The following is a 20,659-nucleotide window of genomic DNA, read 5'->3' as shown; positions in this document are numbered from 1 at the left end:
CGGCATCGACAGGAAAGGCTCGATCACGCCGGCCGGAATCGACGGCACCGCGTCCACGCCCAGCCCTTCGGTGCGGATCTGCGGCGACAGCCGGGTGGTGCCGGAAACCGCATCGGCGCCATCGCCGTCCGGCCTGGTCAGGCTCAGGCGCCGGTTGGCCCGGTCGAAATACACGATCTGGCCCGGGTAGATCCAGTGCGGATCGCGGATCTCGTCCTTGTTCATGCCCCAGACCTGTGGCCAGCACCACGGATGCTCGAGGAACTTGCCGGAAATATCCCACAAGGTATCGCCGCGCACGACCAGATGCTGGTCGGGCGCGTTTGGACGAAATTCACAAGTAGCGGCCTGTACCGAGGCGGCCGAAGCGCATGCAAATAGCGACGCGACAGCAAAGCGGGTGCCGATTGTGATAAAATTTTTCATTGAGGTGTCCGTAAAGTGCGGCATGAAAACGGCATTGCTGGCTGCGCTCTTCCCCTGCCCTTCTTGGCGCAGGAACGGCCCAAGCCGACACCTTCCACCCGGCTTACGGATAGGAAAGGTTGCCGAACTGGATCAAATTCTGCACATAAATCCTTGAACTAGCAAGACAAACCACGTCCGGATAGCCCGTCGTTCTGTTGCGTTTTTGTTGATTTAGGGCATTTTTTCCGCACTTGCACCAAACCATTATTCAATTGTTACCGAGTTCTCGATTCCTATGGCCTTATTGAACATCCTGCGCTACCCCGACGCCCGCCTGCACAAGGTGGCAAAGCCGGTCACCGAATTCGGCCCTCGCCTGGAACAGCTGGTCGCCGACATGGCCGAAACCATGTACGAAGCGCCCGGCGTCGGGCTGGCTGCTTCGCAAGTCGACGTCCATGAACAACTGGTGGTGATCGACACTTCCGATGCCGGCACCGACCTGCGGGTTTTCATCAATCCGGAAATCCTCTGGGCCAGCGAAGAAAAGCAGATCTACGACGAAGGCTGCCTGTCGGTGCCCGGCGTCTACGATGGCGTCGAGCGTCCGGCACGGGTCAAGGTGCGCGCCCTGGATGCCGACGGCAAGCCGTTTGAGGTCGATGCCGATGGCTTGCTGGCGGTGTGCATCCAGCATGAGATGGATCACTTGATGGGCAAGGTTTTTGTTGAATACCTGTCGCCTTTGAAGCGCAACCGGATCAAGGCCAAGATGCTCAAGGAAGAACGCGAGCTGAAACGCGACAAGCAATACGCTACAAGATAAGCAACATCGATGATTCTTCAAACGTATCCCATATAGAGATATGTTTCTGTTTTGCGCAGTTATTGCGTTACTTGAAACTTCCACCCTATTCAGTTGAGGACAGAGTAATTCGCCACGCTGCGGTGGCTCTTAAACTCTGTCCCGCAATTGTTGTGACTGTATCGCCCTCATGAAAATCATCTTCGCCGGAACCCCCGAATTCGCCGCGGTGGCGCTCAAGGCCTTGCACGACGCCGGCCATCAGGTCCCGCTGGTGCTGACCCAGCCAGACCGTCCCGCCGGCCGCGGCATGCAGCTGCATGCATCGCCGGTCAAGCAGTTTGCGCTGGACCATCAGATACCGGTAGCGCAGCCGGTATCGCTGCGGCTGGACGGCAAGTACCCGGACGTAGCCAGGGAGGCCCATGCACTGCTGCAAGCCACGCCACACGACATCATGGTGGTGGCCGCCTACGGCCTGATCCTGCCGACCAGCGTGCTGGATATCCCGCCGCGCGGCTGCCTCAACATCCATGGCTCGCTGCTGCCGCGCTGGCGCGGCGCGGCGCCTATCCACCGGGCGATCGAAGCCGGCGACAGCGAAACCGGCATCACCATCATGCAAATGGACCAGGGACTGGATACGGGTGCGATGCTGCTGATCGAGAAAATGGCGATCGGCGCCAGCGATACTACCGGCACGCTGCATGACAAGATGGCAAAACTCGGCGGCGACATGATTGTCGAAGCGCTGCGCCGCCTGGAGCAGAACGCCTTGCCGGCGACGCCGCAGCCGGAGCAAGGCGTGACCTACGCCGCCAAGATCAGCAAGGAAGAAGCGGCTCTCGATTTCTCGCTGCCGGCGGCAGTCCTGGAGCGCAAGATACGCGCATTCAACCCGTTCCCGGCCGCCGCCGCCGTGTTCGCCGGAGTCACCCTGAAGTTGTGGCAGGCGCAGGTTATTGCCGCCGACGGCAAGCATGCCGCCGGGACCGTCATCAACGCCGATCCGCAAGATGACGTGATCGTCGCCTGTGGCAGCGGTGCATTGCGCATTACAGAATTGCAAAAGCCGGGCGGCAAACGCTTGCCGGCGGCTGAGTTCCTGAAAGCCTTCCCGATGCAGGGCGGCAGATTCAACTAAACGCCGATCAGGCGGCCAGCACGCATTCCAGGTTTTGAGAGCCGCTCCAGCTTGCGTTCGGCGCCAGCAGGAGCGGATGCTCGACCGCGGCGGCCTCGATACAGACAAAGTGCTGATAGGAATCCAGCTTCAGGTCGGCAATTTTTGCGCAGCCGTTTTCCCAAGGATTCCACACCACCGCATCGGCAAACCCAGACTGGGTAGCGATCACGCTTTGCTTGTGGCTGCTTAAGGTAATCGGCTTATCGACCGCAAAATAAACCCGGTCAACTTCCTCGGTGACATGCAGCACTTCTTCCTCCGCAACCTTGATGCGGCGGTTGTCGACCGAATCGCGGTAGCGATAGCCTTTGAGGCCGTACAAGGCGGCTTCGGCAATCTGCGCATCCAGGTAGGTATGCAAGGCGCAGGTGAATTCGAAAGGCTGGCTGCCGGTATTTTTCACCACCAGCTCGGTATTCAGGCTCTGGCCGGAAAACGTGATGCGCAATTCAAGCGCGAATGCATGCGGGAATACCTGCCGGGTCTGTTCCGAATCGGTCAGGCCGAGGCAGATCAAACCGCTGCCGTCTACCTGCCGCGAGGATTCCAGCAAAGCCCATGCGCTAAGACGGGCAAAACCGTGTTTCGGCAACGGCCCTTCGCTGGCGAACTGCGGGAAAATCACCGGGATGCCGCCGCGGATTGCAGCATCGCTGCGCCATGAATTGAGCGGGCTCATGAACAGACGCTCGACGCCGTCCGGTCCGCGCCAGGAACAGACATGGCCGCCGTGCAGCGCCACTTCTACCCGTGCGCCATCGGCCGCGATGGCGATGATGAAATCATTGGTCTCTTGCAGGTTTTTCGGATTTAGCACAATCATATCTCCCGTCGCTGGCCGCGCAGTATGCTGAAATTTACCGTCAAATGGATTTGGAAACCGGAACGGCCAGGCTGATCCCGTGCTGCGTGAAACCGAAGTGTTCATAGAAGCGATGCGCGTCCATGCGTTTCAGGTTGGACGACAATGCAATCTTGTAGCAGCCGGCTTCGCCTGCAATGCGCACCGCATGATCCAGCATCACGCTGCCTATGCCCTGGCCGCGGCAGGCGCGGCTGATGACCACCGCATCCATCACTGCCTGCTCGCCGCCTTCATGGGTCAGGCTGCAGAAAACCAGCAGGCTGAAGGTGCCGACCGCCACCCCGTCGGCAAATACCAGGAAAGCCCGGAAGTACGGATAGGCAGCCATCCTGGCCATGATCTGGCGCGCGCCTTCGGCACCCAGCGTGGCGCGGGCAGGCTCATCATCCATCTCGGCCAGCAGCGCCACCAAAGTCTCGGCGTCGCCAGGCGTGGCCTGGCGCACGGTAACGTGCGGCAAAGGAGGATCGGAAACGGCGGAAGTCATTGCTCTTTGCTCCGTGTCGAAATTATTCTTGAGTATAAGGACTATACCGAAAATTCCGCGCGGAGAAAAAAATGGCGCGACCGGCTTGCGAAAAATCGCAGGCGGCGCGCCATCCATTGATGCAAAAACAGAAACGAAATATTTAAATAAACAATTTGCGCAAACGCGATGAAACCAGGTCGATCGCACTGACCGCCAGCACGATCATGATCAGCACGGCGCAAGTCTGGCCATATTCGAAGCTGCGGATCACTTCCCACAAGATCACGCCGATACCGCCGGCGCCGACCATGCCGACCACCGTCGCCGAACGCACATTGGCTTCGAAGCGGTACAGCACATAGGAAATCCATAGCGGCATCACCTGCGGCAATACGCCATAGACGATTTCTTCCAGGGCGTTAGCGCCGGTGGCGCGTATCCCTTCGACTGGCTGCGGATCGATGGCTTCGACCGCTTCCGAAAACAGCTTGGACAGCGTGCCGGTAGTAGCGACAAACAGGGCCAGCACGCCGGCAAACGGCCCCAGGCCGACCGCCACCACGAACAGCATCGCAAACACCATTTCATTGATGGCGCGCGCCGCATCCATCAAGCGCCGCACCGGCTGGTTGACCCAGGCCGGAGCGATATTGGATGACGCCAGCAAACCGCAAGGCACTGCGCACACCACCGCCAGCGCTGTACCCCAGACCGCGATCTGTATGGTCACGATCAATTCTTGCAGGTAGGCGCGCCAGTCGTGGAAATCGGGCGGGAAAAAACTGGCGGCGTACGTGCCCATGTTGCCGCCGTCGCGCAGCAGTTCCAGCGGCCGCATGTCAGCCCCGCGCCAGGAAGCGATCAGCACCGCCAGCAGCAGACCCCAGAACAGGGTGCGGCCTATCGATTGCTTGGGCGGCGCAGGAAACGCGGTTTGCATTTTCAGAGATGCGGGACTTGTCATTGCTTAGGATTTGGCCAGGTCGGACAATTTGCGGTTGATGTCGTCCAGCTTGGCTTTCTTGTCGTCGGCGCTCAGGTTGGCGTCGGCTTCCAGCTTGCCTTTTTGCTTGAACAGTTCGAGCTGGCGGATAGGATTCAGCTGCGCATCGCTGGACTCTTCAAAGCCGCTGTATTCCAGCTTGGCCAGCTGCGCTTTTTCCTGTGCCGCGTTAGGACCGGTCTTGCCGTAGTTGACGAAAAAATCCTTGATCTTGGCTTTAAGGTCGGCCGGCAAGTCTTTACGCCACACCAGCGGGTCGGCCGCGATCAGCGGCGATTTCCAGACGATCCGGACTTCCTTGGCGGTTGCCGGCTGGCGCTCTTCGATGCGGGCCATGGTGTCTGAAGCAAACACGGCGGCATCGATCTGCTTGTTGGCGACCGCCAGGATATTGGCTTCGTGATTGGAAGTGCGGATCACCTTGAACGCTGTCTTCGAATCGACATTGTTTTTTGCAAAGATGTAATAGCTAGGAACCAGAAAACCGGAAGTCGAGTTCGGATCGCCGATGCCGAAGGTCAGACCCTTGGCGTTTTTCAGGATGTCTTCGATGCTCTTGTTCGGGCTGTCTTTTTGCACGCCCACCAGGCTGTAGTAACCGGCGCTGCCGTCCGGATTGAGCACGTGCGCGAACACTTCGCCGCTGGCGCGGTCAACCGCTTCCATCGCCGACTTGTTGCCGAACCAGCCCATCTGCACCTTGCCGAAACGCATGCCTTCGATGATGCCGGCGTAGTCGGAAGCAAAAAAGCCGTTGACCTTGATGCCGGTACGCTTGCTCAATTCATCCAGCACCGGCTGCCAGTCCTGCTTCAGGTTTTTCGACGATTCGGTCGAGATGATGCCGAAGTTCAGCACCTTGACGTCGTCGGCATGCGCGGCCGCGGCTGCCAGCATCGCCATGGTGATTGCGGCGCCGGAAAGTAATTTTGCAAACATGATGTGGAACTCCTGAATGGAAGGGGTGATATTCAATTGCGGGATGTACGTTATAAGATGTACTTCAGGCTGCGACCGCCAGCGCCGGCACGCCGTCGAAGGGCGCTGGCACAGGCACAGAGGCAGCGGGCCGGGTCAAGGTGTTGGAACCGCCCAGGATGTCTTCTGCTTCGCTACCGTACAGTTCGCGCAGCATCGACTCGGTCAGGGCGCTGGAAGGGCCGTCGTACACGACACGTCCTTTATGCAAGGCCACCGTGCGCGGACAGAAACGCAAGGCGACATCGACCTGGTGCAGCGATACCAGGACCGTGCTGCCGTCGCGCTGGTTAACGTCGGCCAGCGTCTGCATCACGCGCCGCGCCGATTCCGGATCGAGCGAGGCAATCGGCTCGTCGGCCAGCACCACGCGCGCCTTTTGCACGATAGTGCGGGCAATCGCAGCCCGTTGCTGCTGGCCGCCGGACAGCGCCGAAGCGCGTTTATAGGCGTGGTCGGAAATGCCGACGCGCGCCAGCGCTTCCAGGCCCAGCGCTTTTTCTTCCGCGGTAAACAGTTTGAAGCAGCTGCGCCAGAGCGGCATGCGCGACAAGCCGCCGGTCAATACATTGGTCAGCACAGGCAGCCGGCCCACCAGGTTGAATTGCTGGAAAACGAAACCGACGTTGGCGCGCACCGCACGGATGTTGCGGTCGACCAAGCCATCCTTCTGTACTGACTGGCCATCGATGGAGATCGTGCCGCCGCTGTTATCTGCAGCCATCAATCCCGAAATATGCCGCAAAAGCGTCGATTTCCCGGAGCCTGATGCGCCGATCAAGGCCACCATCTCGCCTTGCGCGAAGCGCAGGCTGACATTGTCGAGGGCGCGGAATCCGCCACGGAACGTCTTTGACAAACCTTTGATTTCAACCATGATATGTACCGCCATTACTCTTGTGAATGGCGGAAGTATTGCGGTCAAATATGTCAGGCGTATGAAATTTTTGTGACCATTCGGTTACAGCAAACCAAGGCCGACAGCACGGTCAGGGCCTTTCCAGGTTCAAGGAGCGGACCGCAAGAGATGCGTTGCCATGCAACGCCAGGAAGGAAGATGTGGTGGTTCTGCTAACGCTGCACGACAATCGCCGTAGCGCCGGAGCGCTGCCGGATCTGCTGCAGAGCGCTGTCGGCATCCGCGCGGCTAGTGTACGGTCCGGCATATAAACGATACATGCCATTCACCGCCACGCTGTCGAGCGAAGTCACGACGCCGGATAATTCCTGCATCAGGCGCGAGCGCGCGCCGTCGGCATTGGCTTGCTGCGTATAGGCGCCGAACTGCAGGTAGTAGCCTGCGGCCAGCGAACTGTTGCTGGCTGCAGGCGCGGACGCTGGCGACGCCTCGCTGAGCAGCAGCGGTTGCGCCGTCAGCACCGGCATGTCCACCGATTCGGTCGTCACCACGGCAGGCGCCGTGTTATCCCTGACGGGCTCGGCCGCGGCCGGCGCCAGCAATGCCGCAGCCTGCGGCGCCGGGTTGCTGCCGCGCTGCTTGTTCAGTGCGACGATGTCGGCCGGCAGCAGGCGCTCGACCTCGAGCTGGCTGCTGCCGCTGTTCAGGTAACCGAGCTTCAGCGCCGCCGTATAGGACAGGTCGATGATGCGGCTGGAGTGGAACGGGCCCCTGTCGTTGACCCGCACGATCACCTGCGCGCCGGTTTTCAGGTTGGTCACCTTGGCATAAGAAGGGATAGGCAAGGTCGGATGAGCGGCTGTCATCTTGTACATATCGTACAGTTCGCCGGAAGATGTCTTTTGCTTATGGAATTTCTTGCCATACCAGCTGCCGGTGCCGCGCTGCTTGAACGGCTGGTCGTCGGTCATCGGCGTGTAGGTCTTGCCAAACACAACATAAGGCCTGTTGCCGGTACGCGAATAGGGTTCGACTACCGGAATGGCATCCGGGGTGTCCAGCAGCCCTTCAGGGACGGCATCGCCCGGGCCGTCATCCTTGTAGTAGCCGCCGCGGCCGGAGCCGGCAGGCGGCAGCGCAGGCACGTTGCGGCCGGCGATGTTGCCGGCGCCCGACTTGGCCGGGGCGGCCGGGACTGATGCCGTTTTCGGCGAAGTGCCGCAGCCGGCGAGGATCAGCGACAGCAGCAAGGCACTGGAATATGTAACAACGTTGTAGCGGCGCCCTAGCATGCACTCCCCTGACGATAGAGACTGAAAACAAATAATTGCATCAATGGACCCCGTTTCGGCCGCACAAGTTCAACCGTGCTCAAGTCTGTATCAGCTTGCGATGGCGCTGGATGCTCATCAATATGCCGGCGCCCAGCCCCAGGGTAACCAGCGCGGTGCCGCCATAACTCATGAATGGCAAAGGTACGCCAACTACCGGCAAAATGCCACTGACCATGCCCATGTTAACGAATGCATAAGTAAAGAAAATCAAGGTGATGGAACCGGCCAGCAAGCGTGTGAACATGGTTGGCGCGTTGGCCGCAATCATCATGCCGCGTCCGATCAGCAATATGTACAGGAACAGCAGGACGCAGTTGCCGATCAGGCCGAATTCTTCGGAAAATACCGCAAAAATGAAATCGGTGGTGCGTTCCGGAATGAATTCCAGATGCGCTTGCGTGCCTTTCAGCCAACCCTTGCCAAACACGCCGCCGGAACCGACCGCAATGGTTGACTGGATGATATGGAAACCTTTGCCGAGCGGATCCGAGGTGGGATCGATCAGCATCATCACCCGCTGCCGCTGATAATCGTGCAGCACCGACCACAGCACCGGCAAGCTGGCGCCGGCCGCTACCGCGAGGCCGATCAGCACGCGCCACGACAAGCCGGCCAGGAAGATCACGTAGAAGCCTGCGGCCAGCACCAGGGTGCCGGTGCCCAGATCCGGTTGCCTGATGATCAGGCCGACCGGCAATGCCAGCAGCAACGCCGCCACCAGGTAATCGCGCCAGGTGATCATGCCTTCGCGCTTCTGGAAATACCAGGCCAGCATCAATGGCATCGCGATTTTCATGATTTCCGAAGGCTGGATCACCATGCCGATATTGATCCAGCGCCGCGAACCTTTTTTTACTATCCCGAACACTGCTACCGCAATCAGCAGCGACACGCCCAGTGCATAGGCCGGTATCGCAAACCGCATCAGGGTCTGCGGCGGAACATTGGCGGCAATCCACATGATGACAAACGCTACCAGGATATTGCGCAACTGGTCTTCAACTCTTCCCGGAAAATCGATTCCGGCTGAATACAGGGTGATGATACCGACTGACAATATCAAAAACATGATCAGCGACAGGGCGCCGTCAAACACCGCAATATGCGATTTGATGTTTTGCCAGACGGTATGCCTATCGGTCAGGTTCATGGTTCCAATTACTCGCGGTTACCCGGGGTTTCTTCACCCGGCTTATAGGCGTCTTCAGTGCTCTCGGTAGGCCTGGTTTGATTTTCCCGCGGTGCCGGCACGGCATCGTCTTCCTCCGACACCGGCGCTGCTGCAGGCGCCGGCGAGGCTGCCTTGCCGCTATCCCCCGGACGCTTGCCCAGCATGTAGAAATCCAGCGCCTTGCGCACGATCGGCGCCGCGGCGGCAGCGCCGAAGCCACCGTTTTCGACAATCACCGCAATCGCGATGCGCGGCTTGTCGGCAGGTGCGAACGCGGTATACCAGGCATTGTCGGCCAGACGCGTGCCATTGTGCCTCTTGTCGTATTTTTCACCTTGCTTGATGCCTAAGACCTGGGCGGTTCCGGTCTTGCCGCCCGATTCATAGCCGGCGCCGGCAAATATTGCTCGCCCTGTACCTTCGTGCGTTACACCCACCATCGCCTTCTTGATGAAGTCGATATTTTCCTGCTTCAGCGGAATGCGGTAACTTTCCTTCGGTACGGTTTGCGTTCGTGCGCGCGTTGCACCGTCTTCGATGATCTTGACCAGATGCGGTTTCATCACTACCCCGTTGTTGACCAAGGTCGCTACCGCATGCGCCATCTGCAGCGGCGTAAAGGCATTGAAGCCCTGGCCGATCCCGAGCGAAATCGTATCGCCGCCAACCCACTTCTGCGCGGCCACGCGTTTGTAGTATTTACGCTTCCAGTCAGTCGACGGCAAGATTCCGCGCTGCTCGTGCTCCAGGTCGATGCCGGTCAACTGGCCGAAACCGAACGGTTTCATGAAATCATGGATGGTGTCGGGGCCCAGGTCGTTGGCCAGCATGTAGTAATAGGTATCGCAAGATTCAACGATGGACTTGTACATGTCTACCCGTCCGTGGCCGCCTACCTTGTCGTCACGGAACTGGTGCCCGCCCAGCATGAAATAGCCGATATCGTTGATAGCGAAAGACGTGGTGCGTTTGCCTAGCTCCAGCGCCGCCAGCGCCATGAATGGCTTGTAGGTCGACCCGGGCGCATAAGTGCCGCTCATCGGGCGATTGATCAACGGGTGATCGGGCGAATTGTTCAGTTCGTCCCAGCTTTGCTGATCGATGCCTTCAACAAACAGGTTGGGGTCGAACGACGGCTGCGAGACATACGCCAGCACGTCGCCAGTGGACGGTTCGATCGCCACCAGCGCGCCGCGCCGATCGCCGAACGCCTCCTCTGCCACCTTCTGCAGTTCGATATCGATCGACAGGATCAGGTTGTTGCCCGGCGTTGCGGAGACGTGCGACATGCTGCGCACTGCGCGGCCGCTGGCGGCGATCTCGATTTCTTCGTAGCCGGTGTTGCCGTGCAGTTGCTGTTCGTAGCTCTTTTCCAGGCCGTCCTTGCCGATGTAGCTGGTGCCTTTATAGTTGGCGGCGTCTTCGCTGTCGTCGATGCGGTCGGCATCCTTCTGGTTGATGCGGCCGATATAGCCGATCACGTGGGCCGCCACTTCGCCCAGCGGATACTGGCGGAACAGGCGCGCCTGCACGTCTATGCCGGGGAAGCGATAACGCTGCGCGGTGAAGCGCGCCACTTCTTCGTCGCTCAGGCGGGTGCGGATCGGCAGGCTTGCGAAACTCTTGGAATCTTCCAGCATCTTCTTGAAGCGACGCCGGTCTTTCGGCGTGATGTTGACTATCTGCGCCAGATCGTCAATCACGCTTTCGAGATCGCCCTTGATTTTGGAACGGGTGATTTCCAATGTGTAGGCAGAATAATTGCGCGCCAGGATGACGCCGTTGCGGTCCATGATCAGGCCGCGGTTCGGCACCACCGGCACCAGCGAGATCCGGTTGTCCTCGGCTTGCGCTGCGTAGGCATCGTGGCGTACTACCTGCAGCCAGATAAAACGCACGCCGAGCAGACCAAAACAGATCAGCACAAAAGCCACGGCCGCCGTAATCCGCAAGCGGAACTTGCGCAATTCGTGTTCGGTGTTTTTGAATTCAGTCATGAACGCGGCTAGATGGGACGATTGTCATCGCGATCGACCGCACGCCGCTGCGGCGCCAGCAGCAGCCACACCACCACCGGCCACAGCGCCACGCAAACGAAGCTCTCGGCGAAATACAGCCAGCCTGGAAACTTGCCGCTGACGGACATCCGTATCACCAGTTGTATCAGCTGCGTCAGCAACATCAGGGGCAGTACGTGCAGCGCTTGCACGCTGACCGAGAACCACAGCACGCGGCGGTGGATCATGATGGCAAAGTAAGACAGCAGCGTGTACGCCAGCGCGTTCTGGCCGAGCAAGGTAGCTTCATGCACATCCATCAGCAGGCCCATGCAGAAAGCGATGCCGATGCCGATCTTGCGCGGCTGGTGGATGCTCCAGAACACCAGCACCAGCGCCACGAAATCCGGCACGCCCGGCCATTGGCCCCAGGGCAGCAGGTTGAGCAGGAATGCCAGCAGCAGCGTCATCGCGATGAACAGCGGGTTGGCCGGCAACAGGATGTAATGAGGACGCATCATCGGACGCCAGCTCCTTGCGGATTTTTGCGAGCGGCTTCGGGATTGCTTTCTTTCCCGGCTTCTTTCGCGGCTTCCCGCGTCTTGTCGCGCGTGCTCTCGGTCAGGCGCCGCTTGCTCAGTATGTCGGCCTTGCTGTTGGGGATGGCGGCTTCATCGTCCGGACGCGCTACGGGATTGGGATCCACCAGCAGGATCAGCAGCTGGGTATGCCTGTCGATGCCGGCCACCGGTTCGCAGACGATATGCGCAAAGGCGTCGGCCGACTTGGTTTCGACCTGCACTACCTTGGCCACCGACAGGCCGGCAGGATAAACGCCGTCGATGCCGGAAGTCACCAGCAGGTCGCCCTTCTGGATATCGGCATTGGAAGACATGAAACGCAAGTCCAGGTAGCCCGACTGGCCACGCCCGTAAGCCACGCTGCGCAAACCGTTGCGCAGCACCTGCACCGGGATCGCCTGGTCCTTGTCGGTCAGCAGCGTGACTTCGGAGGTAAAGGGGAATACGCGCGTCACCTGGCCAACGATGCCGGAATCGTCGATCACCGGCTGGCCGGTGGCCACGCCTTGCTGCGAACCGCGGTCCATGATCACCTTGCGGGCAAACTGGTCACGCGCGTCGTACAGGATTTCACTCATCACCGATTTCACCGGCAGCCGTTGTTCAACTCCGAGCAGTTTGCGCAGCTGGGCATTTTCAGCGGCCAGCTGCTGCGCCTGCTGCAATTGCTGGGCGCGTTCGCCTTGCTGGCTGCGCAGGGTCTGGTTTTCTTTTTCCACCGTCGACAGCGAAGAAAAATAATCGACCACCCGGTTGGTGGCGTCGCGCGGCACCAGGGCCACCATCTGCAGGGGGTAAAGCGCGGTGCCGACCGCCTGCCGCAGCAGCAGCAAGGCATGGATGCGCGAATCGGCAATCAGCAGCGCCAGCGCCAGCAGCGTGCATATCACCGCCTTGGCGCGGGCCGAAGCGCCTTGCTTGAAGAGGGGTGGTGGGCTGTATTCCATCAGTAATGGACAGATTCGGTTTGGTCGGTGGCTGGCGGTACAAACACATTCGCACTCACGTTTGTGCTCAGGTCCGTGTTCATGCCGTAGATACGAAAGCGGGTCGCATGCATCAATGCACCGACCCGGTTGCCGCTGCCCGACCTCAAGAGCAAGCTGATGAGGTTAGGCAAGCGTCGCATCAGTCTGGATTACTCGTAGGAAAAGATCGAGCCCAGCTTGTCCATCCGCTCCAGCGCCATGCCGGAACCGCGCACCACGCAGGTCAGCGGGTCTTCGGCCACGATCACCGGCAAACCGGTTTCTTCCATCAGCAGGCGATCGAGGTCGCGCAGCAAGGCGCCGCCGCCGGTCAGCATCATGCCCTTCTCGGCGATGTCCGCGCCCAGTTCCGGCGGGGTCTGTTCCAGCGCGTTCTTGACGGCCGAAACGATGTTGTTGAGCGGATCGGTCAGGGCTTCCAGGATTTCATTGCTGGAGATGGTGAACGAGCGCGGGATGCCTTCCGACAGGTTGCGTCCCTTGACTTCCATTTCGCGCACTTCCGAACCCGGGAAGGCGGAACCGATTTCTTTCTTGATCGCCTCGGCGGTCTGTTCGCCGATCAGCATGCCGTAGTTGCGGCGGATGTAGTTGACGATGGCTTCGTCGAACTTGTCGCCGCCGACCCGCACCGAACCTTTGTAGACCATGCCGCCGAGCGAGATGATGCCGACTTCGGTAGTGCCGCCGCCGATATCGACCACCATCGAACCGGTAGCATCCGACACCGGCAGGCCGGCGCCGATTGCCGCCGCCATCGGCTCTTCGATCAGGAACACCTGCGATGCGCCGGCGCCCAGCGCCGATTCGCGGATCGCGCGGCGCTCAACCTGGGTCGAGCCGCAAGGCACACAGATGATGATGCGCGGCGACGGTTTGAACAGCTTGGTGTCGTGCACCATGCGGATGAACTGCTTGAGCATCTGCTCGGTGACGGTAAAGTCGGCGATCACGCCGTCTTTCATCGGCCGGATCGCTTCGATATTGCCGGGGACCTTGCCCAGCATCTGTTTTGCTTCCCGCCCGACGGCTTGAATTGTCTTCTTGCCGTTAGGCCCGCCTTGCTGGCGAATTGCGACAACCGACGGCTCATCCAGGACAATACCTTTATCGCGCACATAAATCAGCGTATTCGCGGTACCCAGGTCAATCGCCAGGTCATTCGAAAAGTAACTGCGTAAAAATCCAAACATTAATTGTTCCAATGCGCAACAATGGTGCGCTCAAACGTTTTTTAAGGGGGGTGTCTAGTATCCGGCGCATGGTAAAGATCGATTACCTGCCGCATGGACGCAACATTCTACCTTATAATTTGACTCAAATTAGGGCGTATAGCGCTCAAAATGCTTGCTTTTTACAAAAATCTGAGAAGTTATCGGCAAGCAAAGTATTTCTATTTTAACCACATGCGCCTAAGTGCGCGCTCAAAAATCGAAAATCATGTCATTAGCCCTTTCCGACGTTAAGCGCATTGCCAATCTGGCACGCCTCGAACTCACCGAAGACCAGGCCGCTTCCACGCTCGACAAACTGAACGGCATTTTCTCGCTGGTCGAGCAGATGCGCGCGGTAGACACCACCGGCATCGAGCCGCTGAGCCACCCGATTGCAGCGTTGCAGCAGGATTTGTCGCTGCGCTTGCGCGACGACGTGGTGACCGAATCGAATCATCGCGAGGATTACCAGAAAGTGGCGCCGGCGACCGAAGACGGCCTGTACCTGGTGCCGAAGGTCATCGAATAATCATCAAATACGCCGGGCTGCGTTCGCTGTAAGCCTTTGTCGTCCCGCAAAGTTAATATTTAAAAGTACTCATGCATACCAAAACACTCAAGCAACTGTCGGTGCTGCTGCACGAAAAGAAGATCTCGGCCGAGGAGCTGGCGCAACTGTACCTGGCCAGGATCGAGCAAAGCGACCTGAATGCATTCCTGCATGTCGACCAGGAGCTGACGCTGCAACAGGCGCGCGCCGCCGACTTGCGCCTGGCGCAAAACGACAGCACGCCGCTGACCGGCGTGCCGATCGCGCACAAGGACATTTTCGTGACGCGCGGATGGCGCGCCACCGCCGGTTCGAAAATGCTGGAAAACTACACCAGCCCGTTCGACGCCACCGTGGTGGAACACTTCAACAACGCCGGCATGGTGACTTTGGGCAAACTGAACTGCGATGAATTCGCCATGGGTTCGTCCAATGAAAATTCGCACTTCGGCCCGGTCAAGAATCCGTGGGACAAGACCGCGATTCCGGGCGGTTCCTCCGGCGGTTCCGCAGCAGCCGTCGCCGCGCGCCTGACGCCGGCCGCCACCGCCACCGACACCGGCGGTTCGATCCGCCAGCCGGCCTCATTGTGCGGCGTGACCGGCATCAAGCCGACCTACGGCAGCGTCTCGCGCTTCGGCATGATAGCCTTCGCTTCCTCGCTGGATCAAGCCGGCCCGATCGCGCAGACCGCGGAAGATTGCGCTCTTCTGCTGAACGCCATGACCGGTTTCGATCCGCGCGATTCGACCAGCCTGGAACGCAAGAAAGAAGATTTCAGCGCCGACCTGGACAAGGACCTGAAGGGCCTGCGCATCGGCATCCCGCGCGAATATTTCAGCAGCGGCCTGTCAGCCGATGTCGAACAGGCGGTGCGTGCGGCGCTGCAGGAATATGAAAAACTGGGCGCCACGCTGGTCGACATCTCGCTGCCGAAAACCGAGCTGTCGATCCCGGTCTACTACGTGATCGCGCCGGCCGAAGCATCGTCCAACCTGAGCCGCTTCGACGGCGTCCGCTACGGCCACCGCGCCGCCGACTACAAGGACCTGGCCGACATGTACAAGAAGTCGCGCGCGGAAGGTTTCGGCGAAGAAGTGAAGCGCCGCATCCTGGTCGGCGCCTATGTGCTGTCGCACGGTTATTACGACGCCTATTACCTGCAGGCGCAGAAAATCCGCCGCCTGATCGCCCAGGATTTCCAGAACGCGCTGACCGGCCCGAACCGCCAGTGCGACGTCATCATGGGGCCGGTATCGCCGACCGTGGCCTGGGACCTGGGCGCCAAGGCGGACGATCCGGTCGCCAACTACCTGGCCGACATCTACACGCTGTCGACCAGCCTGGCCGGCCTGCCGGGCATGTCGATACCCTGCGGTTTCGGCCAGGGCGAAAAGAACGCGCGGCGCCCGGTCGGGCTGCAGATCATCGGCAATTATTATGAGGAAGCCAGGCTGCTCAACGTCGCGCACCAGTACCAGCGCGTGACTGACTGGCATTTGCGCAGCCCTGAGTAAAAAGCGATCGCCCAGCCCATGCTATCGATCTTGCTTTTTTTTCAGAGTCGCCGCGCCAGGATGGCGGTATCGGCATTGTTCGCTTTCAGCGCCACGCTGTTGACGCCGGCAATCCAGGCGCAGCAATTGCAGACCAAATTCGGCTGCAACCTGACGCGCGAAACGGATGGTGAAAAAGTGATCTACGGCGACACCGGGGAATTCAAGCTGGACGGCGACCACATCGAAGCGTTGCGCTGGGAATCGGCACTGTACCGGCCGACCCACGGTTTCGAATGCAGCATCGATACCGGCGACGGCCCGCAGGCCGAAGTCCGGCAGGATGGCGGCCGGGACAACTGGCGCATCACCTTGAAAGATCCGGTCACAGCGCGCCGGCAGCGCGGCTACGATTTTTACGATCACGGCATGAATTGCAGCATCCGCCTGCAGCGCGACGGCGACAGATTGCAGGTGATACCCAGCTGCCCGGCGCTGTGCGGCTCAAGAGCAAATTTTACGGAACTATCGGTGGACTTGAAAACCGGTGAATGCAGTTACCAAGATAAATAAGGAAATCATTATGCAGTGGGAAGTCGTGATCGGTCTGGAAACGCATACGCAACTCTCGACCAAGTCAAAAATCTTCAGCGGCTCGTCGACCCAGTTCGGCGCCGCCGCCAACACCCAGGCCAGCCCGGTCGACCTGGCGCTGCCTGGCGTGCTGCCGGTGCTCAACCGCGGCGCGGTGGAGCGCGCGATCCAGTTCGGCCTGGCGGTGAACGCGACGATTGCGCCGCAATCGATCTTTGCCCGCAAAAACTATTTCTATCCCGACCTGCCGAAGGGCTACCAGATCAGCCAGTTTGAAATCCCGGTCGTCCAGGGCGGCAAGGTTTCCTTCGTGCTGGAAAAAGACGGCAAGAGCGAACTTCGGACCGTGCAGCTGACGCGCGCCCACCTGGAAGAAGACGCCGGAAAATCGCTGCACGAAGACTACCAGGGCATGAGCGGCATCGACCTCAACCGCGCCGGCACGCCGCTGCTGGAAATCGTCACCGAGCCCGACATGCGCAGCGCCGCCGAAGCGGTAGCCTATGCCAAGGCCCTGCATTCGCTGGTGATGTGGCTAGGGATTTGCGACGGCAACATGCAGGAAGGCTCCTTCCGCTGCGACGCCAACGTCTCGGTGCGGCCGGTCGGCCAGGCCGCTTACGGCACCCGCAGTGAAATCAAGAACCTGAACTCCTTCCGTTTCCTGGAAGAGGCGATCAACTACGAAGTGCGGCGCCAGATCGAAGTGATCGAAGACGGCGGCAAAGTGGTGCAGGAAACCCGCCTCTACGATCCGGACAAGAAAGAAACCCGTTCGATGCGCAGCAAGGAAGATTCCCAGGATTACCGCTACTTCCCGGATCCCGACCTGCCGCCGCTGGTGATCGGCGCCGAATGGGTTGAGCGCGTCCGCGCCACCATGCCGGAACTGCCAGACGCGATGCGCGAGCGTTTCGTGCGCGATTTCGGCCTGTCGGAATACGATGCCGCGGTGCTGACCCAATCGAAAGCGATGGCCGGCTACTTCGAAGCGGTTACGGTGAAAGCCGGCAAGGAACAAGCCAAGCCCGCTGCCAACTGGCTGATGGGCGACCTGTCTTCGGCGCTGAACCGGGAAAACGTCGACGTGGCCGATGCCCCTGTCAGTGCGGTACAGCTGGCGCTGCTGCTGCAACGCATCGCCGACGGCACGATATCCAACAAGATCGCCAAGGAAGTATTCGGCGCCATGTGGGACGCCAAATCCGCACAGGAAAACCTGGCCGACGAGATCATCGAAAGCAAGGGACTGAAGCAGATTTCCGATAGCGGCGCGCTGGAAAAAATCATCGATGAAGTGCTGGCGGCGAACGCCAAGTCAGTCGAGGAATTCCGCGCCGGTAAGGAAAAAGCGTTCAATGCCCTGATCGGCCAAGCCATGAAAGCCACCAAGGGCAAGGCCAATCCTGCGCAGCTGACCGAGCTGCTGAAGCAGAAACTGACTGCTTAAAAAAATAGCGGCTGGCATCATCGCCAGCCGCTATTGCTTGATCATCTTCCTGCCTAGCGCGATGCCTGCGCCTCCGGCATCGCACCCACCAATTCCCTGTAGTGCTTCAACGTCTCATCGAACTTGCCGTTGATATGGGTCAGCTCGGCCTGGTGGTCCGCCATGTTCTTCTGGTTGTAGGCGATGTCGCGGTTGGCGTCATCGATCTTGTTGCGCAGCGAGACCGGCAAGGTCTTCCGGTGCTTGTAGAATTCGGCCTCGGTATTGGCGGTTTTCAACTGGTTCTGGGCGTCGTCGATCGCCACCTGGTCGCGTTTGATCAGGTCCTGCGACAGCGACAGATAATAGCGGCGCGAAGCCTCGATATCGGCTTCGCTGCGGTAACGCGACAGCAGCGCACGGTCTTGCTGACGCCGCTGTTCTTCCGCCGCCAGCTCAACCCGGCGCTTGTCATCCAGCGCCTGCTGCTGGCGTTTTTGCTCGGCCGTCAGCGGCGCCGGGATTTCGCGTTTGACCACGCCGGCCTTGCTCAGCTCCAGGATCTTACTGTTGGAACATTCCGGCATCGGATGATCGCCGGTAATGGTACGGCCTGCCCCATCCTTGCAGGTATAAATCTGGCCGTGCGCAAGCAGCGGCAGCAAACCTGCCGCGCTGAAAAACATACCCCGTACTAGAGTTAGAGCAATCCGATTCATTCCCGTCATCCACGACAGCTACACATTAAATTTTGCAATCCGGCGCGAACGACTGGGCTGTCGTCAAGCTACGCCGTAACGCTCCCGGTAAGCCGCCACTGCTGCCTGGTAGCGGTTCAATTCAGCGTCGGCGCCAGCGCCGGAAATATATTCCAGCAAGTCGTTCAGGTTGCCGATCGAAATCACCGGCATGCCGTACGCTTGCGTCACTTCTTCTACCGCGGAGTTGGCCGACAGCGCATCGTCCTTGCCGGATTTCTCCATGCGGTCCAGCGCGATCACCACCGCACAAGGCGTGGCGCCCGCGGCGCGGATCATCTCTACCGATTCGCGCACCGAGGTGCCGGCCGAAATCACGTCGTCGATGATCAGCACCCGGCCCTTCAGCGGGCCGCCGACGATATTGCCGCCCTCGCCGTGATCCTTGGCTTCCTTGCGGTTGTAGGCGAACTGCACATTGCGTCCCTGCGCCGCCAGCGCCACCGCAGTCGCCGAGGCCAGCGTGATGCCCTTGTAGGCCGGCCCGAACAACATGTCAAACTGCAAACCCGAGTCGATCAGGGTGCGTGCATAAAACTGCGCCAGCTGACCCAGTGCCGCCCCTTCGTTAAACATGCCCGCATTGAAGAAATACGGTGAAGTGCGCCCTGCCTTGGTCACAAACTCGCCGAATTTCAATACTCCAGCCTTGACCGCAAATTCTATAAATTGTTGACGTAAATTGTTCAAAATGCACTCCAGACGGTTGAGGCTGACAAATTTTGTCGCTGTTTACAGCACATTAGCGACACCAGACCGCCATTTTAAATGGAGTTCATCCCTTCCACAGCAGTAAGTGCAAACACCATGCCTGCTCGCGACAGGTTTTAACCATGAAACCGGCCTCGCGCACGATGGCGGACCTTCGGTTATCCTTAGGCATCTTCTTATTACCCTTTTTATCGACCAAACATGCCAAGAATCATTTCCGCCAATCTCAACGGCATCCGCTCAGCGGCCAGAAAAGGCTTTTTTGAATGGATGGCCAAGCAGTCAGCCGATTTCATCTGCGTCCAGGAACTGAAGGCGCAAGCCGCCGACATGACGCCGGAATTCCTGGCGCCGGAAGGCTACACCGGCCATTTCCATTACGCCGAGAAAAAAGGTTATTCGGGCGTCGGCCTGTATAGTAAACGCAAGCCGAATGCGGTGCGGATTGGCTTCGGCAACCCTGAATTCGACGCCGAAGGGCGTTATGTGGAATGCGATTTCGGCGACCTGACGGTGATCTCGCTATATTGCCCGTCCGGTTCCTCCAGCGAAGAACGGCAGATTGCCAAATTCCGTTTCATGGAAGCCTTCCTGCCGCACCTGCAGCAGCTCAGGGAAAGCGGCCGCGAAGTCGTGATTTGCGGTGACTGGAATATCGCGCACCAGGAACGCGACCTGAAGAACTGGAAGGGCAACAAGAAAAATTCCGGCTTCCTGCCGGAAGAACGCGCCTGGCTCACCCACCTGTTTGAGCAGGTCGGCCTGGTCGACGTGTTTCGCCAGGTCGACCAGCGCGATGAGCAGTACACCTGGTGGAGCAACCGCGGCCAGGCCTGGGCCAAGAATGTGGGATGGCGCATCGATTACCACATCTCGACGCCTGGCATTGCCGCCAATGCGCATGCCGTCGCCATCTACAAGGACGAGCGCTTCTCCGATCACGCACCGCTGACGATCGACTACACCTGACCCTGCTTAGGGCTCGTTAGGGAATAAGTTGAACATTTGTGCTGGCCGTAGCCGGCGCGCTGCTGCGTTGCCCACCGCTTGCAGTGCTCGCACTGCGGCGCGTCGGGCGCCTTGCATCGCATCCAGCTACAGCCGCCCAAATGCCCAACTTATTCCCTAACGAACCCTTACTCCCGGACCGGCTGGCCGTCGACAAAGACGATCAGCTCGCCTTCGCCAAACTTGGTCCACACTTCGTTGGTGGTGAGCGGTTCGGTGACAATCACCGCCACCCGGTCTTGCGGCGTCGTCAC

General features: G+C 59.6%; 22 protein-coding genes. 7 read left to right on the top strand and 15 right to left on the bottom strand.

Going from position 1 to position 20,659, the window contains the following annotated elements; genetic code table 11:
- Positions 1–426 (bottom strand): LysM peptidoglycan-binding domain-containing protein (locus JWQ61_RS21580; RefSeq protein ID WP_304362326.1); only part of this gene is annotated, 426 nt, incomplete at its 3' end.
- A gap of 277 nt (positions 427–703) precedes the next feature.
- Here JWQ61_RS21580 and def point away from each other — a divergent pair.
- Together def and fmt are read left to right on the top strand one after the other, a co-directional pair.
- Positions 704–1,234 (top strand): peptide deformylase, encoded by a 531-nt coding sequence (gene def / locus JWQ61_RS21575; RefSeq protein ID WP_304362325.1) that lies wholly within the window; start codon positions 704–706, stop codon positions 1,232–1,234.
- A gap of 169 nt (positions 1,235–1,403) precedes the next feature.
- Positions 1,404–2,357 (top strand): methionyl-tRNA formyltransferase, encoded by a 954-nt coding sequence (fmt, locus tag JWQ61_RS21570; RefSeq protein ID WP_304362324.1) that lies wholly within the window; start codon positions 1,404–1,406, stop codon positions 2,355–2,357.
- A gap of 7 nt (positions 2,358–2,364) precedes the next feature.
- Here fmt and JWQ61_RS21565 read toward each other — a convergent pair whose 3' ends face one another.
- The 11 genes from JWQ61_RS21565 to JWQ61_RS21515 all read right to left on the bottom strand — a co-directional run bounded on the left by JWQ61_RS21565 (position 2,365) and on the right by JWQ61_RS21515 (position 13,838).
- Positions 2,365–3,216, bottom strand: a complete 852-nt coding sequence (locus JWQ61_RS21565; protein WP_304362323.1) for a D-hexose-6-phosphate mutarotase — start codon at positions 3,214–3,216, stop codon at positions 2,365–2,367.
- 46 nt (positions 3,217–3,262) lie between these two features.
- Positions 3,263–3,751, bottom strand: coding sequence for a GNAT family N-acetyltransferase (locus JWQ61_RS21560; protein WP_304362322.1), 489 nt, complete (start codon positions 3,749–3,751; stop codon positions 3,263–3,265).
- A gap of 142 nt (positions 3,752–3,893) precedes the next feature.
- Positions 3,894–4,697 carry a phosphonate ABC transporter, permease protein PhnE gene (gene phnE, locus JWQ61_RS21555; protein WP_304362321.1) on the bottom strand — a complete coding sequence of 268 codons (804 nt, stop codon included), beginning with the start codon at positions 4,695–4,697 and terminating at the stop codon, positions 3,894–3,896.
- Between the two features lie 3 nt (positions 4,698–4,700).
- The gene (gene phnD / locus JWQ61_RS21550) at positions 4,701–5,675 is read right to left on the bottom strand and encodes a phosphonate ABC transporter substrate-binding protein (RefSeq protein WP_304362320.1); all 975 of its coding nucleotides are present in this window, start codon (positions 5,673–5,675) and stop codon (positions 4,701–4,703) included.
- A gap of 64 nt (positions 5,676–5,739) precedes the next feature.
- Positions 5,740–6,591, bottom strand: coding sequence for a phosphonate ABC transporter ATP-binding protein (gene phnC, locus JWQ61_RS21545; RefSeq protein ID WP_304362319.1), 852 nt, complete (start codon positions 6,589–6,591; stop codon positions 5,740–5,742).
- A gap of 194 nt (positions 6,592–6,785) precedes the next feature.
- Complete coding sequence (locus tag JWQ61_RS21540; protein ID WP_304362318.1) at positions 6,786–7,865, bottom strand: septal ring lytic transglycosylase RlpA family protein; 1,080 nt, start codon at positions 7,863–7,865, stop codon at positions 6,786–6,788.
- A 79-nt stretch (positions 7,866–7,944) separates the two neighbouring features.
- A complete protein-coding gene (gene rodA / locus JWQ61_RS21535; protein ID WP_304362317.1) occupies positions 7,945–9,057 on the bottom strand; it encodes a rod shape-determining protein RodA in 1,113 nt (370 codons plus the stop codon).
- 8 nt (positions 9,058–9,065) lie between these two features.
- Positions 9,066–11,075, bottom strand: a complete 2,010-nt coding sequence (gene mrdA, locus JWQ61_RS21530) for a penicillin-binding protein 2 (protein WP_304362316.1) — start codon at positions 11,073–11,075, stop codon at positions 9,066–9,068.
- Positions 11,076–11,083: 8 nt separating this feature from the next.
- Positions 11,084–11,596, bottom strand: a complete 513-nt coding sequence (gene mreD, locus JWQ61_RS21525; RefSeq protein WP_014008092.1) for a rod shape-determining protein MreD — start codon at positions 11,594–11,596, stop codon at positions 11,084–11,086.
- On the bottom strand, positions 11,593–12,603 hold the full coding sequence (gene mreC / locus JWQ61_RS21520) for a rod shape-determining protein MreC (protein WP_304362315.1): 1,011 nt from the start codon (positions 12,601–12,603) through the stop codon (positions 11,593–11,595). Before mreC ends, mreD begins: the two co-directional genes overlap by 4 nt.
- A gap of 191 nt (positions 12,604–12,794) precedes the next feature.
- The gene (locus JWQ61_RS21515) at positions 12,795–13,838 is read right to left on the bottom strand and encodes a rod shape-determining protein (protein WP_038493730.1); all 1,044 of its coding nucleotides are present in this window, start codon (positions 13,836–13,838) and stop codon (positions 12,795–12,797) included.
- Positions 13,839–14,085: 247 nt separating this feature from the next.
- Here JWQ61_RS21515 and gatC point away from each other — a divergent pair, with 247 nt between their 5' ends.
- From gatC to gatB, 4 genes are all read left to right on the top strand, one after another.
- Positions 14,086–14,388 (top strand): Asp-tRNA(Asn)/Glu-tRNA(Gln) amidotransferase subunit GatC, encoded by a 303-nt coding sequence (gene gatC, locus JWQ61_RS21510; RefSeq protein WP_061541870.1) that lies wholly within the window; start codon positions 14,086–14,088, stop codon positions 14,386–14,388.
- Positions 14,389–14,459: 71 nt separating this feature from the next.
- Positions 14,460–15,926 carry an Asp-tRNA(Asn)/Glu-tRNA(Gln) amidotransferase subunit GatA gene (gatA, locus tag JWQ61_RS21505; RefSeq protein ID WP_304362314.1) on the top strand — a complete coding sequence of 489 codons (1,467 nt, stop codon included), beginning with the start codon at positions 14,460–14,462 and terminating at the stop codon, positions 15,924–15,926.
- A 30-nt stretch (positions 15,927–15,956) separates the two neighbouring features.
- Entirely contained in the window at positions 15,957–16,478 is a 522-nt protein-coding gene (locus JWQ61_RS21500; RefSeq protein ID WP_304362313.1) for a hypothetical protein, read from the top strand.
- A 10-nt stretch (positions 16,479–16,488) separates the two neighbouring features.
- The gene (gatB, locus tag JWQ61_RS21495; RefSeq protein ID WP_304362312.1) at positions 16,489–17,949 is read left to right on the top strand and encodes an Asp-tRNA(Asn)/Glu-tRNA(Gln) amidotransferase subunit GatB; all 1,461 of its coding nucleotides are present in this window, start codon (positions 16,489–16,491) and stop codon (positions 17,947–17,949) included.
- A gap of 53 nt (positions 17,950–18,002) precedes the next feature.
- Here the strand turns inward: gatB and JWQ61_RS21490 are convergent, their stop codons facing one another.
- Positions 18,003–18,614 carry a DUF4124 domain-containing protein gene (locus JWQ61_RS21490; RefSeq protein WP_304362311.1) on the bottom strand — a complete coding sequence of 204 codons (612 nt, stop codon included), beginning with the start codon at positions 18,612–18,614 and terminating at the stop codon, positions 18,003–18,005.
- A 96-nt stretch (positions 18,615–18,710) separates the two neighbouring features.
- Complete coding sequence (pyrE, locus tag JWQ61_RS21485; RefSeq protein WP_092395425.1) at positions 18,711–19,376, bottom strand: orotate phosphoribosyltransferase; 666 nt, start codon at positions 19,374–19,376, stop codon at positions 18,711–18,713.
- A 222-nt stretch (positions 19,377–19,598) separates the two neighbouring features.
- On the opposite strand from pyrE, the gene JWQ61_RS21480 reads away from it, so the two are divergent.
- Positions 19,599–20,366 (top strand): exodeoxyribonuclease III, encoded by a 768-nt coding sequence (locus JWQ61_RS21480; RefSeq protein ID WP_304362310.1) that lies wholly within the window; start codon positions 19,599–19,601, stop codon positions 20,364–20,366.
- Positions 20,367–20,533: 167 nt separating this feature from the next.
- Here the strand turns inward: JWQ61_RS21480 and JWQ61_RS21475 are convergent.
- Positions 20,534–20,659, bottom strand: a 126-nt coding sequence (locus tag JWQ61_RS21475; protein ID WP_304362327.1) for a class II glutamine amidotransferase, incomplete at its 5' end; no start/stop codon positions are given.

Source organism: Collimonas fungivorans (assembly GCF_028292705.1).
Classification (GTDB): Bacteria; Pseudomonadota; Gammaproteobacteria; order Burkholderiales; family Burkholderiaceae_D; genus Collimonas; species Collimonas fungivorans_B.
This window is presented reverse-complemented; position numbering and strand designations above follow the sequence as displayed.

Bases quoted from the DNA above. Each gene is read 5' to 3' on its own strand.
- def (WP_304362325.1), top strand. From the start codon at position 704: ATGGCCTTATTGAACATCCTGCGCTACCCCGACGCCCGCCTGCACAAG.
- fmt (WP_304362324.1), top strand. From the start codon at position 1,404: ATGAAAATCATCTTCGCCGGAACCCCCGAATTCGCCGCGGTGGCGCTC.
- JWQ61_RS21560 (WP_304362322.1), bottom strand. From the start codon at position 3,751: ATGACTTCCGCCGTTTCCGATCCTCCTTTGCCGCACGTTACCGTGCGC.
- phnE (WP_304362321.1), bottom strand. From the start codon at position 4,697: ATGACAAGTCCCGCATCTCTGAAAATGCAAACCGCGTTTCCTGCGCCG.
- phnD (WP_304362320.1), bottom strand. From the start codon at position 5,675: ATGTTTGCAAAATTACTTTCCGGCGCCGCAATCACCATGGCGATGCTG.
- phnC (WP_304362319.1), bottom strand. From the start codon at position 6,591: ATGGTTGAAATCAAAGGTTTGTCAAAGACGTTCCGTGGCGGATTCCGC.
- JWQ61_RS21540 (WP_304362318.1), bottom strand. From the start codon at position 7,865: ATGCTAGGGCGCCGCTACAACGTTGTTACATATTCCAGTGCCTTGCTG.
- rodA (WP_304362317.1), bottom strand. From the start codon at position 9,057: ATGAACCTGACCGATAGGCATACCGTCTGGCAAAACATCAAATCGCAT.
- mrdA (WP_304362316.1), bottom strand. From the start codon at position 11,075: ATGACTGAATTCAAAAACACCGAACACGAATTGCGCAAGTTCCGCTTG.
- mreD (WP_014008092.1), bottom strand. From the start codon at position 11,596: ATGATGCGTCCTCATTACATCCTGTTGCCGGCCAACCCGCTGTTCATC.
- mreC (WP_304362315.1), bottom strand. From the start codon at position 12,603: ATGGAATACAGCCCACCACCCCTCTTCAAGCAAGGCGCTTCGGCCCGC.
- JWQ61_RS21515 (WP_038493730.1), bottom strand. From the start codon at position 13,838: ATGTTTGGATTTTTACGCAGTTACTTTTCGAATGACCTGGCGATTGAC.
- gatC (WP_061541870.1), top strand. From the start codon at position 14,086: ATGTCATTAGCCCTTTCCGACGTTAAGCGCATTGCCAATCTGGCACGC.
- gatA (WP_304362314.1), top strand. From the start codon at position 14,460: ATGCATACCAAAACACTCAAGCAACTGTCGGTGCTGCTGCACGAAAAG.
- gatB (WP_304362312.1), top strand. From the start codon at position 16,489: ATGCAGTGGGAAGTCGTGATCGGTCTGGAAACGCATACGCAACTCTCG.
- JWQ61_RS21490 (WP_304362311.1), bottom strand. From the start codon at position 18,614: ATGTTTTTCAGCGCGGCAGGTTTGCTGCCGCTGCTTGCGCACGGCCAG.
- JWQ61_RS21480 (WP_304362310.1), top strand. From the start codon at position 19,599: ATGCCAAGAATCATTTCCGCCAATCTCAACGGCATCCGCTCAGCGGCC.